This is a genomic window from Arthrobacter sp. NicSoilC5, assembly GCF_019977395.1.
In the GTDB taxonomy this organism is placed as follows: Bacteria; Actinomycetota; Actinomycetes; order Actinomycetales; family Micrococcaceae; genus Arthrobacter.
In genome coordinates this window covers 566840-580643 of the sequence record NZ_AP024660.1, presented here as the reverse complement: position 1 = coordinate 580643, position 13804 = coordinate 566840, and the positions used below count along the sequence as shown (strand labels likewise).

The window sequence follows — 13804 nt, the reverse complement described above, 5'->3', positions numbered from 1 at the left end:
CGTACCGCGGCTAGAACTTCCCGTACCGCGCCCTCGCCATCGAGTACACGCCGTAGCAGATGAGGCCCGCGGCGATGGCGGCGAGGAGGATCCCGCCGTAGGGCTGCGCGCCCAGGGTCTTCAAGCCGCCGTCGAGGCCGGAGGATTTGGACGGATCGGCGGTTACTGCCGCCACGATGACCAGGACACCCACGACGGCGAGCACCACACCCTTGGCTGCATAACCGATGATGCCAAGCCATTCCACGGCGGTCCGCGCGTTGCCCGGGTCCTGCAGGTCCTCCATGAACTTCCTGGAAACGCCCCGGTAGGCGTAAAGGACGCCGCCTGCAATGACCGCCAGCCCCAGCACCACCAGAAGCACCACCCCGGCGGGCGCTCCCATCAACTTTGCGGTGAAATCGCTGGCCGACTGGCTGGAGTTCTTGCTGCCCCCTGCGGCAAAGACGCCGAAGGTAAAGGCAAGGAAAGCGAAAATCACAGCTTTCCCCGCAGCACCGGCAGCTTTCTTCAGTTTCTTCTTGGAGTCGGTCTCCGTGCGCGCCCCAAAAGCAGCCTCGCTGAGCATCCAGAGGGCAAGCGCCGCACAGGCAACAGTGCCGGCCCAGAGCAGGATCCCGCCCCCCGGCTTGGATGCCAGGCTTCCCAGCGCCCCGGACTGGTCAGCTTCTCCACCCTGGCCCCTGGTCAACTGCAAGGCAATGGCACCGATCAGGATATGAAGCAGGCCGATGAAGACATATCCGGTACGGGCCAGAACGCGTACCGCCGGGCTGCGGCCCGCCGAGGCCGCCCCGGATACTGCCCTGTTAGCTCCCTGCGACGCGTTGCCCATGGCCGGCCCTTCCAGATATGTAGTTGATCTCCTGCTCCGCGGCCGGCTTTCCTTGCCCGCGCCGCGGAATGCTTCAGTGTAAATCCGTCCGCGCCGTCCCGACAGATCCCCGAAAGTTCCGGCCACGCACCGTTGGCTACTACAGTCGAAGCGGTGCATGCCAAACAGAACGCTGATGAACTGACCGAGCTGAACATCCCCGGCCCCACCGCGGATCACGACGAAAACGGCTTCGTCCGCGTGCGCGGCGCCCGCGAAAACAACCTGCGAAACGTCAGCGTCGATGTGCCGCGGGATGCGATCGTGGCGTTCACCGGGGTTTCCGGTTCCGGCAAGTCGTCCCTGGCCTTCGGCACCATCTACGCGGAGGCGCAGCGCCGGTTCTTCGAATCGGTGGCGCCCTACGCCCGCCGCCTCATCCAGCAGGGCCACAACCCCAAGGTGGACCTGATCACCGGGCTGCCGCCCGCCGTCGCACTCCAACAGCGCCGGGGAACGGCGACGTCCCGGTCCACCGTGGGGACCGTCACCACGCTGTCCAATTCGCTGCGCATGCTGTTCTCCCGTGCAGGCAGCTACCCGGAGGGCGCAGCGCCGCTGGACTCGGACGCCTTCTCCCCCAACACCGCAGCAGGCGCCTGCCCGCAGTGCCACGGCCTGGGCACCGCCCACACCGTCAGCGAGGCATCCCTGGTTCCGGACACGTCCCTGAGCATCCGCGACGGCGCCATTGCGGCCTGGCCCGGCGCGTGGCAGGGCAAGAACCTCCGCGACATCCTCACCCACCTGGGCTACGACGTGGACATCCCCTGGCGGCAACTGCCCAAAAAAGACCGCGACTGGATCCTCTTCACCGAGGAACAGCCCGTGGTGGAAGTAACGCCGCAGCGCGACCGGGTGGCCAAACCGTACAAGGGCCGCTTCTGGAGCGCCAGGAGCTACGTCATGCACACCCTGCTCGACTCCAAAAGCCCCGCCATGCGGGAAAAGGTGCTGCGCTTCATGGAAACCGGGCCCTGCCCGCAATGCAGTGGAACCGGGCTCAGGCCTGAGGCCCTCGCAGTGACCTTCGCAGGGCAGACCATCGCCGGGCTCAGCGCCGTGCCCATGACCGAACTCGCGGACATCATCCGCCCCACCACCAGGCTGGCCACAGCGGGAACTGCGTCCCGCAAGCAGTCCTCCGAGTCCAATGAGGTGGCTGTGGCCATCACCCGCGACCTCCTCCAGCGCATCAATGTGCTGCTGGAACTGGGCCTGGGGTATCTGGCGCTGGGGCGGGCCACCCCCACGCTCTCGCCGGGGGAAATGCAGCGCCTCAGGATCGCCACCCAGCTCAGGTCGGGGCTGTTCGGCGTGATCTACGTGCTGGATGAGCCGTCGGCGGGTCTGCACCCGGCGGACGCCGAACCTCTCCTGGCGGTCCTGGACCAGCTCAAGTCGTCGGGAAACTCCGTGTTCGTGGTGGAACACAACATGGACATGGTCCGCCGGGCTGACTGGCTTGTGGATGTTGGGCCCAGGGCCGGGGAGGACGGCGGAGAGGTACTGTACAGCGGGCCCGTGCAGGGCCTCGATGAGGTGCCGGAGTCGGTGACGCGTCCGTTCCTTTTCCCGGGCGGAACAGGTGCGAAAGAACCAGGGGCGGCCGCTGACGGCGCGGGCAGGGATGCCCTGCGGGAACCCTCCGGCTGGCTGGAACTGCGGGGCGTCAGCCGCCACAACCTGCGGGACCTGGACGCCGCCTTTCCGCTCGGCGTCCTGACAGCGGTCACGGGCGTCTCGGGCTCCGGGAAATCCACGCTGGTCAGCCGGGTCCTCGCCGACGTTGCCGGCGCAGCACTTCGCGGCACCGGTGAAGCCGGTACCGCGGCACCCGACGGGGAGCCGGAGGACGACGTCGAGGAACAGGGCGGACCGTTGACCGTGGGGCACGTCTCCGGGCTGGAACGGATCGACCGCCTGGTGAAGGTGGACCAGAAACCGATCGGGCGCACGCCGCGGTCCAACCTGGCCACCTACACGGGGCTGTTCGATGCCGTCCGCAAGGAATTCGCCGCCACCGATGCCGCCAGGAGCCGGGGGTTCGGCCCGGGACGCTTTTCCTTCAATGTGGCCGGTGGACGGTGCGAGACCTGCCAGGGCGAAGGCTTCGTGGCCGTGGAGCTGCTGTTCCTTCCCGGCAGTTACGGCCCGTGCCCTGAATGCGGGGGCACCCGATACAACCCCGAGACCCTCGAGGTCACCTACCAGGGCAGGAACATCGCGGAAGTACTGGGCATGACGGTCAACGCCGCGGCCGGTTTCCTGGCCGCGGTTCCCGCGGCCGCACGGTCCCTGCAGACCCTGCAGGAAGTGGGCCTGGGCTACCTCCGGCTGGGCCAGCCCGCCACCGAACTTTCCGGCGGCGAGGCGCAGCGGATCAAGCTGGCCACCGAACTGCAGCGGGCCCGGCGCGGGCACACCCTGTACCTCCTGGACGAACCCACCACGGGGCTGCACCCTGCCGACGTCCAGCTCCTGATGGCGCAGTTGAACCGCCTGGTCGATGCCGGGAACACGGTCATCGTTGTGGAACACGCCATGGACGTGGTGGCCGACGCAGACTGGGTCATGGACCTGGGACCCGCTGGTGGCGACGCCGGCGGTACGATCGTCGCCGCCGGTGACCCGGCCGCCGTCGCCCGTTCCCGCAGCAGCCGCACGGCCCCTTACCTCGCGGCGGCACTGCAGGCGGCATCCGCCGGCAAGGGCCGCCCGGGGCGGGCGCACCTTGCCCCCGGGCGCCCGGGGGCGTAGGACAGAGGAATGCGTACCCGACGGGCGGTGCCCGCCCACGACGTCCTTCGCGGCCGCGTGGCGGTGGTGACTGGCTCGTCGCGCGGGCTGGGGTTTGAAATGGCCCGGGTCCTGGGCCTGCACGGCGCGGCGGTGGTGCTGGCAGCCAGGTCGGACGACGGCGTTGCTGCCGCCGTCCAGCGCCTGCGCGCTGAAGGGATCGCGGCGTCCGGCAGGCGCTGCGACACCGCCGAGCCGGGAGACGTTGCGGCGCTCCGGGACGAGGCCCTGGCCCGGGGGACGTTGGATATCTGGGTCAACAACGCCGGCACCTCGGGGGTTTTCGGACCCACGGCGTCGACGCCCATCGATGACTTCACGCGGGTGGTGCGCACCAACATCCTGGGTACGTTCCACGGCTCCAGGGTTGCTTTGCCTGTGTTCCTGGGCCAGGGCCATGGCGACCTGGTCAACCTGTACGGCCAGGGCGACCGGGGTCCGGTGGCGCTGCAGAACGCCTACGCGTCAAGCAAGCGGTGGGTCCGCCAGTTCACGGAGACCCTGCGGCTGGAAACCAAAGGCACCGGTGTCCGGGTGCACGGCATGAACCCCGGACTGGTGGAGACCGACCTCCTGGGGCGTGTGACGGCGCAGGCAGGGTACGGGCAGCGCCTCACCGGCCTGCAGGTGGTGGTCGGCCTGTTGGGGCAGGCCCCGCGTGAGGCGGCGCGGCCCATCCTGGACCTCGTGACCTCAGATGCCGCGGAATTCCGGTTCCTGACCCGGCGGCGGATGGTCACGCACAGCCTGCGCAACGTGCTGGGCGGCCGCCTGCGGCGGGCAAACAGGATGCCGTTGGACATCACGGTGGTGGAGCCGGCGGACCCGCCCCGGTCCGGCGGTGGAGAAAGCCCGTGACCCGGTCCGGGAACTCGACGGGATCCACCGCAGGGCCCTTTGGCGCGCGGCGGCCGGCCTCCGTCAGGAGGCGCAGGCCCTCATCCACCGCCGCTTTCGATGCCCTCAAGGAAGCCGCTGAGGCTCCCTTCCACGGGTCGAGGACCGCAGCGAGCGCAGCGTCTGCGTTGTCGTCCGGGGCCAGGGTGGTGACCAGCCCCATGTCCCACGCCTGGCGCGCCGTCAGCATGCGGCCCGTGTAGAGAAGGTCCTTGGCCCGGGACGGACCTACCCGTAGTGCCAGACGGGCGGCGAAGGTGGGCGGAACCAGCAAGCCCAGGCGTGCCACAGGCATCCCCATCCGTGCTGTGGGGGTCAGGAGCTGCAGGTCGCAGGCAAGGGCAAGCTGGCAGCCCCCGCCGGCCGCAACCCCTTCGACCACCGCCAGGGTTGGGACGGGCAAGTCCTCGAGCGCCTGCAGGGCGGCTTCCAACACGTCAAAGGTCCGGCCAACGTCCGTGCCCGACGTCCCGTCCCATTCGCGGATGTCGGAGCCGGCGCAAAACACTCCACCGCGGCCGCGCACCACGACAGCGCGCAGGGTCGGGTCGGAGGCCAGGCCGTGCACTGCGCACCGCAAATCCTCCCAGTCCCGCTCCCCCAGGGCATTGAGCCTCCCACCGCTGCCGAAGGAGATCGTGGCAATGGACTCCGCCCCGTCAACACTGACCGTGGCCATCAGGAGCCTGCCTCCCCCGGGGTTTGTATGCCTCCCGTGCCAGGCTCAGTCATGTGCCCCTCCCGCGGGGTGAAAGAACCAGGCCACTGCGACGCGCGGATCCGCGGCAAGTGACGGATGGGGCCAAGCATGCCCCATTCGTCCCCGCCCAGCCGTGACAGCGGATCAAGCCCGGCCACGTCCGGATGGTCACCGCTGAGCACCTGGGATGAGACGGACGCGTGCACCACCAGGCCGAACACCAGGACGCAGTCACCCATGCGCAGGGTCTGGTGAAGCGAGCATTCCAGAACGGCCGGAGACTCCTTGACCCTGGGCGGCCGGACCGCCGCGCTGGGCTCACGGGCCAGGCCGGCGGCGTCGAATTCGCTCACATCTGCGCTGAAGTTGGTCCCGGTGGCGTTGACCTCCTGGATCAACGCTGCCGGGGCGAGGTTCACCACGAACTCCCCGGTTGCCTCGATGTTCCGCAGCGAATCCTTCTCGCCCACCGAGGTGAACTGAATGATCGGGGGGTCCACTGAGGCAACCGTGAAGAACGAATGGGGCGCCAGGTTGTCTACCCCTGCCGGGGAGGTGCTCGAAACCCAGGCGATGGGCCGCGGAACCACTACTGACGTAAGGAATTTGTAGAAGTCCCGCGGACCCAGTTGTTTCGGATCGAAGTCTGTTCGCATCCGGTCCTACGGGCGTCCTGGCGTGGCGGCGGCCGCGGCATCCTTGGCCAGGGCTCCCTTGGCCCTGGGAAGGAAGATGAGGGCGGCCATGGCGATCACGCAGCAGAGGATGATGTACAGCGAGATCGACGTCGAGTTCCCATAGGTCGCCAGCAGGGCGGCGGCAATGAGGGGCGCGGGACCACCGGCGACGACGCTGGCGAGCTGGTACCCCAGGCCGGCGCCCGTGTAGCGGATGTCGGTGTCAAAACTTTCGGCGATCAAGGCAGCCTGCGGGCCGTACTGGATGTCATGCAGGATCAGGCTGACCACGACGGCAACACCAACCCACAGGGCGTCCCTGGTGTTGAGCAACCCAAAATAGGGGAAAGCGAACAGCGCTGTCAGCACGATGCCGGTTCCGTACACGCGGCGCCGGCCGAAACGGTCTGACAGGCGCCCGAAGAGGGGAACACTGATCAGCCCGAGTGCGGCTGCGATCAGTGTGTCATCAAGGATGGAATTGCTGTCCAGCTTCAGCTGCTTGGTGGCGTAGGTGATCACGAACGTAATGAACAGGTAGAACGGGGCCTGCTCCGACGTGCGGACCAGGGCGGAGAGGAGGATTTCCTTGGGCTGCCGCCGGATCACCTCGATGATCGGGGCACGCACCACCTTGTTCGACTTCCGGACTGCGTCGAACTCCGGGCTCTCGATGACGCGGAGCCGGACGAACAGGCCCACGCCGATCAGGATGATGCTCAGGATGAACGGGATCCGCCAGCCGTAGGCAGCGAATCCGTCAGTGCCGGTGGCGGCGGTGGTGATCCTGACGACGCCGGTGGACAGGACCAGGCCCAGCGGCACCCCGATCTGCGGCCAGGAAGCGGACAGGCCGCGGCGGTTCTGGTCGCCCCATTCCATGCTCAGCAGGACAGAACCGCCCCATTCACCGCCCACGCCGATGCCCTGGATGATGCGGAGGACTACCAGCAGGACCGGCGCGGCCACGCCGATGCTTTGATAGGTCGGAAGGCAGCCGATCAGCACCGTTCCGAACGCCATCAGGAACAGCGTGGCCATGAGTGTTGTCTTGCGGCCGATCCGGTCACCGAAATGGCCGAATATGGCGGCGCCGATTGGCCTGGCCACAAAGCCGACGAACTGGGTGCCGAAGGCGGCCAGCACACCGGCAAAGGCCACCTGGCCCGGGAAGAACAGCTGGGGAAACACCAGTGCGGCGGCAGTCCCGTAGAGGAAGAAGTCGTACCACTCGATGGTGGTACCCACCACGCTTGCCACGGTGGCGCGCCTGACGGCCTGCTCCCGGGTCACTCCTTGAATACTCATCATCACTCCATTGGTCAGATGTAGTAGAACGCCCGGCTTGAATGCACAACAAGGAAAGGAATAGTGAAACCAGGCGCTGGACCCGCATTGCGGTTCGTCTTCCCATCGTGCGAGCAGTAGTTGCCCATGTCAACGGCTTCCCGGCCGCCGGCGGCGGATGCCAGGTGCCGCCGTCGTACGCCTTATTCCGTTGCCGCAGGCAAATATCGTCACCGCTCTGGACTCTTGGGCGGGGCCCAATCAGACTGTCTACAACAGCCGGCCAGGTGCACCGGAATTGACGGCACTTTCATTGGTCGGGTAATTGGACGGCTGCATTTATTGGGGTTTTCACCGTGATGCCGTTTTGCGGCGTCGAAAGGACCTGGCCATGCCGGACTTTGCACCGTTCTTTCCACTTATCGCCATTATTCTCGGAGTGCTGTTTGCCGTTGGTTTCATTTGGGTGGCCACGAAGCTGATGTGGAAGGTGGCTGAGCCAAACGAGGCCCTGATCATTTCCGGGCTGACCCGGGGAACCCTGGAAACCAGGGAAGGAATGGATTTCAAAATCGTCACGGGCAAGGGCGCCCTGGTCCTTCCCGGCCTCCAGACCGTGCGGCCCCTGTCGCTGACCCTGAATGAAACTGAACTCAAGGTTTCCTGCGTTACCTCACAGGGCATCCAGGTCATCGTGGAGGGGGTCGTCATTTACAAGATTGGGGACGCACCGCCCTTTATCGCCAATGCCGCCCGCCGCTTCCTGGGCCAGCAACCAAAGATGGAAAGCCAGGTGTACAACGTCTTCGAAGGCCACCTGCGTTCCATCATCGGCAGCATGACCGTCGAGGAGATCATCCGCGAGCGGGACAAACTCGCCTCGCAGGTCCGCAGCGCCAGCGGCGTGGAAATGGAGAAACTGGGCCTTGTGGTGGACTCGCTGCAGATCAAGGACCTGCAGGACCCCACCGGCTATATCCAGAACATCGCCAAGCCGCATATCGCGCAGGTGAAGATGGAAGCCCGGATCGCCGAGGCCACCCGTAACCGGGAGGCGGCGGAAAAGGAGGCGGAGGCGGCGGCCCTGATCGCGGATGCGCAAAGCGTCTCAGCCATCCGGCAGTCGGTGGCCCAGGCCAACGCCGAGCGTGCCCGGGCGAATGCTGCCCAGGCCGGCCCGCTGGCCGAAGCCACGGCCCGGCAGCAGGTGGTGGTGCAGGAAACGGAGGTTGCCAAGCTTGAGGCGGACCGGGAAGAGCAGAAGCTGCAGACCAGCATCCGGAAACCTGCGGACGCGAAAGCCTACGCCAAACGCACCGACGCAGAGGGCCAGAAGGCGGCGGACATCAGCGCAGCCGAGGCCCTGGCACGCCGCACCGAGCTTGAGGCCCAGGCCAACGCCCGCCGCACCGAACTCCAGGCGCAGGCCAACGCCACCGCGGCGGCCGCCGCGGCTGGAGCCACCAAGGTCACCGGCGAGGCCGAAGCCGCAGCGACCAGGGCGAAAGGCGACGCCGCAGCGTCAGCGATCAAGGCCAAGGCGCTCGCGGAGGCCGACGGCATCAAGGCCCGCGCGGAAGCGCTGGGTACCAACCAGGACGCGGTCATCTCCCAGCAGCTTGCCGAGAACATGCCGGCCATCATTGCCGCAGCGGCCGAGCCGTTCTCGCATGTTGGCCAAATGACCGTCCTGAACGGCGGCGAGGGCGTCAACAAGATGCTGGGCGGAATCCTGGCGCAGGCTGGCGACTACCTTCCGGCCCTCGCATCGGCGCTCCGGAAGGGTGAAGACACCAAGCGCCAGGCCAAGGCGCCGGGCGCGTAGGGATTCCGGGCACGCCATGGTACGCAGGGACATCGACCGGAGCCTGACCGGGAAAATCGGCCGGGTAACCGGGCGCATCGGCCCGGGCACCATCGGCGAAGTCATGCTGCCATACCTTGGCGGCACCATGGCCTTCCACGCCCACCCGTTCGACAAGAAGAGCGATTATCCGGTGGGCGCTGAAGTGTTGGTGATCTATTTCGACCCGCCGCAAACGGTGTACGTGGAGGAGCTGCCGGACGTGTTGAAGCACGCCCAGTGAAGCGCGGCGGCTTCCTCTCCCGGATGGGCTACCTGCCGCCCTCCATTTTGCGGCTGCGCTGCTCCTGGGCCATGGGGCCGTAGGGATACACCCCTAACTCGGGCCGGCTGGCCTCGGTGAGCCGGCTGACCTCGTCCGCGCTGAGGCTCAGGTTGCCGGCCGCCAGGTTGTCAGCGAGCTGTTCCGTGGACCGGGCACCCAGGATCACCGACGTTACGGCAGGCCGGTCCGCCAGCCAGGCCAGGGCAACCTGGGAGGGGCTGACGCCATGGGAGGCCGCGATGCCTTCCACAGCTTCGATCACCGTCCATGTGCGCGGATTGTCGTTGCGCGCCTTCCAGGCTTCCATGCCGCGTTCGGGGTTCTCCCCCAGGCGGGTTGCCCCGGAAGGACTCTGGTCACGCCTGTACTTGCCCGACAACCATCCGCCGCCCAGGGGCGACCACGGCAGCAGGCCGATCCCGGCGTCAAGCGCGGCCGGCACGATCTCGAACTCGATGTCCCTGACCAGGAGGCTGTATTGCGGCTGCAGGCTGACGGGCGGGTGCCATCCCTGGCTGCGGGCCACATGGACAGCCTTGGTGAGCTGCCAGCCCAGGAAGTTCGAGAAGCCGTAGTAGGCGATCTTGCCGCGGGTCACGGCATCTTCCAGGAACCGGAGGGTTTCCTCAACGGGCGTGATGGGATCCCACGCGTGCATCTGGTAGAGGTCGATCTGCTCCACGCCCAGGCGGCGGAGGGAATCGTCCAGGGCGCGGGTCAGGTGCCGCCGGGATGTTCCGACATCGTTTGGTGCGGTCCCCATGGGAAAACGCCCCTTGGTCGCAACCACCGCTGTGTCCCGCAGGCCGGGCCGCCGGGCCAGCCAGCGGCCGATGATTTCTTCGGACACGCCCGAGCTGTAGACGTCGGCGGTGTCGATGAAGTTGCCGCCCGCTTCGAAGTAGCTGTCCAGGATGTCATGGGATGTTTCCTCGGTCGCCTCCGCGCCGAAGGTCATGGTGCCCAGCGCGAAGCTGGTGACGACGGCGCCGCTGTGGCCCAGGGTCCGGTGCTGCATGGTGTGTCCTCGCGTTCAGTTGCGGTCGGTGGGATGGTTGCGTGCGGCCGCGTCCGTGGTGGTGGTGCGGATCCGGTACAGGCTGGTGGTTGCGGTCAGGTAGAGGTCCTGCCCGTCGGGTCCGCCAAAGCACAGGTTGGAGACGGTCTCCGGCACGGTGATGGTGCCCAGGAGTTCGAAGGACGGTGAGTAGATCCGCACGGAGGGGCCGGCCGAGGTCCAGATCCGTCCCTCGACGTCCACCCGCAGCCCGTCGGCCGGGTGGCCGTCCTCCAACTCGAGAGTGCCGGTCCTGGGGCTGCAGTGGCCGTCACGCACGGCGTAGGTGGCGATCCGCAGCGGGACCCCGTAGGCGCTGCCGGCGGTGTCCGCGACGTAGAGGACAGATTCGTCCGGCGACAAGGCCAGTCCGTTGGGATGCACGAGGTCGGTCACCACGGGGGTCAGCGTTCCGGAGGCCGGGTCGAAGCGGAACACATGGCAGCCCCCATATTCCTGCTCTCCCTCATGGCCTTCCTTTGTTCCCGGAAGGATCCCGTAGGGCGGGTCCGTGAACCAGATGCCGGCGTCGCGGGCAATCACCACGTCGTTGGGCGAATTCAGCCGGCGGCCCTGGAAGGAGTCAACCAGGCCGGTGACGGTCCCATCCCGGTCGCGTTCCACCCGGCGCCGGCCGTGGCTGCACTGCACCACGCTGCCGTCGGCGTCGAGAGTACGGCCATTGGTGAACTCCACGCCAGTCGCGTATTCCTGTGTCACCCCGGTGTCCGGGTGGAACTCGAGAATGCGGTCGTTGGGGATATCGCTCCACCGCACAGTCTGCGACGACGGCACCCACAATGGCCCCTCCGCCCACACCGTACCGGTGTACAGGCGCTCCAGCACGCCGGCCGTCAGTCCGTCACCCATGAGAAAGCCCCTTCGCCGTCCAGTTTTGCTGCCGTGCCCGCCTACGCCAGGTGCACGGCGTTCCATTCGAGCAGCTTAGGGTCCGCGAGACCTTCCGTCACGAAGGGGTCACCGGCAATGAAACGTTCGGCCTCCCCGGACGACGTGAAGATGCCCATCGAGCTCAGGCCGGGCTCCGGAGACTGGAAGGGGCCAAGGGCGAGCAGTCCTCCCCCGGCGGCCCGGAAAGCCTCGTAGTACGCCTTGTGGCGGGGATAGACGTCCATGACGGTGGATCTGTCCACGCCCTCGCGCAAGCTGTAGATCACGACACATTCCATGGGCCTGAACTTACCCTAGCCCTGGCCTTGGGTCTGCGGGACGCGCAGGCTGCCGTACCTCTCCATCCGGTGCCAGCGCAGGTGGACGCCGGCAACTGCCGTGACAACGGCCTGGATGACCACCAGGTACATGAGCTGCCGGTAGACGAACTGCTGCAGCGGGAGTGTCCAGAGCGGTCCCAGCCGTTCCCTGTCGAGCCGGAATGCGTAGGCGGCCATGAGCAATTGGACCGCCAGGAAGATCAGCCACAGCGCCCCGATCCGCAGCGGGTCCAGGAAGATCAGGCCGTAAAGGGCGAAGACATCGACGATGGGCGCGAACAGGGGAAGCAGCACCTGCAGTACCAGCAGGTAGCCCAGTCCACGCCGGCCAAGCTTGCCCGCAGCACCTCCCTGCACCACGGCACCCCGGTGCTTCCACATGGCCTGGAGGGTGCCGTAGCACCAGCGGTACCGCTGTCGCCACAGGGCGCCGAGGGTTGCGGGCGCCTCCGTCCAGGCCCGTGCGTCCTCCTGGTACACCACCCGCCAGCCGTCCCGGCACAGTGCCATGGTCAGGTCGGTGTCCTCGGCGAGCGTGTCGTCGCTGACGCCCCCGACGTTTCGGAGGGCCTCGATCCGGAAGGCGCCAATGGCCCCGGGGACGGTGGGCATGCATTCGGCGACGTCGAACAGCCTCCGGTCGAGGTTGAACCCCACGACGTACTCGATGTGCTGCCATGCGCCGAGGATGCCTCCCCGGTTGGCCACCTTGGTGTTGCCGGAAATTGCCCCCACCCGGGGATCCGCAAACGGCTGGATGAGGGCACGCACCGTATCGGGCTCGAAGACCGTGTCACCGTCCACCATGACCACCAGGTCGTGGCTGGCCGCCTGGATCCCTGCGTTCAGTGCGGACGGTTTGCCGCCGTTCTCTTTGCGGATGACGGTGACGCCGGGCAGGTCGAGGGCCTCCACGATGTCCGCCGTCCCGTCGGTGGACCCGTCGTCCACCACGATGACCTCGACCGGGTGCGTGGAGGCAAGGATCGACAGGACTGCGGCTTCGATTCCGGCGGATTCGTTATAGGCCGGGACAATCACGGTCGCCGGTTCAGTCACCACGGGCCCCACCATCACGTCGACGCGGCGCCGGCCACGTCCCGATCCGGGGAGGCGCCGTGCCGCACGGCTATGGCGTGCTGCGAAGAACATGACCAGGACGGCACGGAGGAAGGTCACGACGCCGGCGGCGACGAGCCCGAGGGAGATCGCCCAGACGACGAAATCGCTGAGGCGGATGCCCCAGACCAGGGCAGAGCCGCGCAGCTGTTCAACGCTGGATGCGGGGCGCATGCTGTCAACGCCCACGGCGTCCCCGACCGTGGTGACCTTGTACCCCTGCGCGGAGAAGCGCGACAGGGCGGAGTCCAGCGCGGCGACGGTCTGTTCCCTGTCCCCGCCGCCGTCGTGCATCAGGACCACTTGCCCCTGCGGCCCCGACGGGGTCAGGTTGGCTTCGATCGCTTTGGTGCCCGGGGTCTGCCAGTCCTCGCTGTCCAGGCTGCTGAGCACGGTGAGGTAGCCCTCGTCGGCCATTCCGTGGAGCGCGGACCACATGCCGTTCGTAATGGCGCTGTTGCCGGCGGTGTAAGGCGGGCGCAGCAGGGAAGCCGCGTGGCCCGTCACTCCCACAATCGCATCCTGGCCGCCCTGCACCTCCAGTTCGCGGCGCCAGTCGGGGGCTGTGCCAAGGTCGGTGTGGGTCAGCGTGTGGACGCCCACTTCGTGGCCTTCCGCCACGATGCGGCGCACCAGGTCCGGGTGGTCCACCGCCGCGGAACCAACAACGAAGAAGGTGGCGTGGACGTGGTGTTCCCGAAGTACGTCCAGGATGCGGGGCGTCCACACGGGGTCCGGGCCGTCGTCGAAGGTCAGGGCGATGGTCCGGTCCGGCGGACTGACGGTTGTTACGGAGCCGCCGCGCGAATCCACCACGGGACCGCCGTGCGAGAGCGTTGTGGGGACGGCGCCTGCGGCTTTGTCCGCCGGCAGGGAGTCCCCGGGCGCTCCGCCCAGATGGTGGATGTATCCCTGCACGGCCAGGGCGAGCCCCAGGGCCATCAGGGTGGCGAGAAGGACAAACCAATGCGCCCTGACAGAGGCGGGGACGTTGCTTGTGGCGGGTCGGGAACCCTTATTCCGGCGGGTCATG

12 protein-coding genes are annotated in these 13804 nt (G+C 67.4%); 4 read left to right on the top strand and 8 right to left on the bottom strand.

The genetic code is table 11. The annotated features are described in order from the left end of the window. Positions 1 to 10 precede the first annotated feature (10 nt). On the bottom strand, positions 11 to 835 hold the full coding sequence (locus tag LDO22_RS02625; RefSeq protein WP_159632104.1) for a DUF1206 domain-containing protein: 825 nt from the start codon (positions 833 to 835) through the stop codon (positions 11 to 13). 180 nt (positions 836 to 1015) lie between these two features. Between LDO22_RS02625 and LDO22_RS02620 the strand changes: the two genes are divergently transcribed. After that, positions 1016 to 3634: an excinuclease ABC subunit UvrA gene (locus LDO22_RS02620; RefSeq protein WP_224027144.1), complete on the top strand. Its 2619-nt coding sequence runs from the start codon at positions 1016 to 1018 to the stop codon at positions 3632 to 3634. Positions 3635 to 3643: 9 nt separating this feature from the next. Then, the gene (locus LDO22_RS02615; protein WP_224026009.1) at positions 3644 to 4531 is read left to right on the top strand and encodes an SDR family oxidoreductase; all 888 of its coding nucleotides are present in this window, start codon (positions 3644 to 3646) and stop codon (positions 4529 to 4531) included. Here the strand turns inward: LDO22_RS02615 and LDO22_RS02610 are convergent. Genes LDO22_RS02610 through LDO22_RS02600 form a run of 3 tightly spaced genes read right to left on the bottom strand, consistent with a single transcriptional unit; the run spans position 4476 to position 7255 of the window. Next, on the bottom strand, positions 4476 to 5249 hold the full coding sequence (locus tag LDO22_RS02610; RefSeq protein WP_224026008.1) for an enoyl-CoA hydratase/isomerase family protein: 774 nt from the start codon (positions 5247 to 5249) through the stop codon (positions 4476 to 4478). The genes LDO22_RS02615 and LDO22_RS02610 overlap by 56 nt on opposite strands. Next, positions 5249 to 5926 (bottom strand): flavin reductase family protein, encoded by a 678-nt coding sequence (locus tag LDO22_RS02605; RefSeq protein WP_224026007.1) that lies wholly within the window; start codon positions 5924 to 5926, stop codon positions 5249 to 5251. Before LDO22_RS02605 ends, LDO22_RS02610 begins: the two co-directional genes overlap by 1 nt. 6 nt (positions 5927 to 5932) lie before the next feature. Continuing rightward, positions 5933 to 7255, bottom strand: a complete 1323-nt coding sequence (locus LDO22_RS02600) for an MFS transporter (RefSeq protein WP_224026006.1) — start codon at positions 7253 to 7255, stop codon at positions 5933 to 5935. 370 nt (positions 7256 to 7625) lie between these two features. Here LDO22_RS02600 and LDO22_RS21750 point away from each other — a divergent pair, with 370 nt between their 5' ends. Together LDO22_RS21750 and LDO22_RS02585 are read left to right on the top strand one after the other, a co-directional pair. After that, positions 7626 to 9059, top strand: coding sequence for a flotillin family protein (locus LDO22_RS21750; RefSeq protein WP_263422191.1), 1434 nt, complete (start codon positions 7626 to 7628; stop codon positions 9057 to 9059). A 16-nt stretch (positions 9060 to 9075) separates the two neighbouring features. After that, entirely contained in the window at positions 9076 to 9321 is a 246-nt protein-coding gene (locus LDO22_RS02585; RefSeq protein ID WP_224026005.1) for a hypothetical protein, read from the top strand. Positions 9322 to 9349: 28 nt separating this feature from the next. Here the strand turns inward: LDO22_RS02585 and LDO22_RS02580 are convergent, their stop codons facing one another. From LDO22_RS02580 to LDO22_RS02565, 4 genes are read right to left on the bottom strand one after another with little or no spacing between them, the layout of a single operon-like run. Beyond that, entirely contained in the window at positions 9350 to 10381 is a 1032-nt protein-coding gene (locus tag LDO22_RS02580) for an aldo/keto reductase (RefSeq protein ID WP_224026004.1), read from the bottom strand. Between the two features lie 15 nt (positions 10382 to 10396). Continuing rightward, on the bottom strand, positions 10397 to 11290 hold the full coding sequence (locus tag LDO22_RS02575) for an SMP-30/gluconolactonase/LRE family protein (RefSeq protein WP_224026003.1): 894 nt from the start codon (positions 11288 to 11290) through the stop codon (positions 10397 to 10399). A gap of 41 nt (positions 11291 to 11331) precedes the next feature. Beyond that, on the bottom strand, positions 11332 to 11598 hold the full coding sequence (locus tag LDO22_RS02570; RefSeq protein WP_224026002.1) for a hypothetical protein: 267 nt from the start codon (positions 11596 to 11598) through the stop codon (positions 11332 to 11334). Positions 11599 to 11625: 27 nt separating this feature from the next. Beyond that, positions 11626 to 13803 (bottom strand): glycosyltransferase, encoded by a 2178-nt coding sequence (locus tag LDO22_RS02565; protein WP_224026001.1) that lies wholly within the window; start codon positions 13801 to 13803, stop codon positions 11626 to 11628. Between the last annotated feature and the right edge of the window lies 1 nt (position 13804).

Bases quoted from the DNA above. Each gene is read 5' to 3' on its own strand.
- LDO22_RS02625 (WP_159632104.1), bottom strand. From the start codon at position 835: ATGGGCAACGCGTCGCAGGGAGCTAACAGGGCAGTATCCGGGGCGGCC.
- LDO22_RS02610 (WP_224026008.1), bottom strand. From the start codon at position 5,249: ATGGCCACGGTCAGTGTTGACGGGGCGGAGTCCATTGCCACGATCTCC.
- LDO22_RS02580 (WP_224026004.1), bottom strand. From the start codon at position 10,381: ATGCAGCACCGGACCCTGGGCCACAGCGGCGCCGTCGTCACCAGCTTC.
- LDO22_RS02605 (WP_224026007.1), bottom strand. From the start codon at position 5,926: ATGCGAACAGACTTCGATCCGAAACAACTGGGTCCGCGGGACTTCTAC.
- LDO22_RS02575 (WP_224026003.1), bottom strand. From the start codon at position 11,290: ATGGGTGACGGACTGACGGCCGGCGTGCTGGAGCGCCTGTACACCGGT.
- LDO22_RS02565 (WP_224026001.1), bottom strand. From the start codon at position 13,803: ATGACCCGCCGGAATAAGGGTTCCCGACCCGCCACAAGCAACGTCCCC.
- LDO22_RS21750 (WP_263422191.1), top strand. From the start codon at position 7,626: ATGCCGGACTTTGCACCGTTCTTTCCACTTATCGCCATTATTCTCGGA.
- LDO22_RS02585 (WP_224026005.1), top strand. From the start codon at position 9,076: ATGGTACGCAGGGACATCGACCGGAGCCTGACCGGGAAAATCGGCCGG.
- LDO22_RS02600 (WP_224026006.1), bottom strand. From the start codon at position 7,255: ATGAGTATTCAAGGAGTGACCCGGGAGCAGGCCGTCAGGCGCGCCACC.
- LDO22_RS02615 (WP_224026009.1), top strand. From the start codon at position 3,644: ATGCGTACCCGACGGGCGGTGCCCGCCCACGACGTCCTTCGCGGCCGC.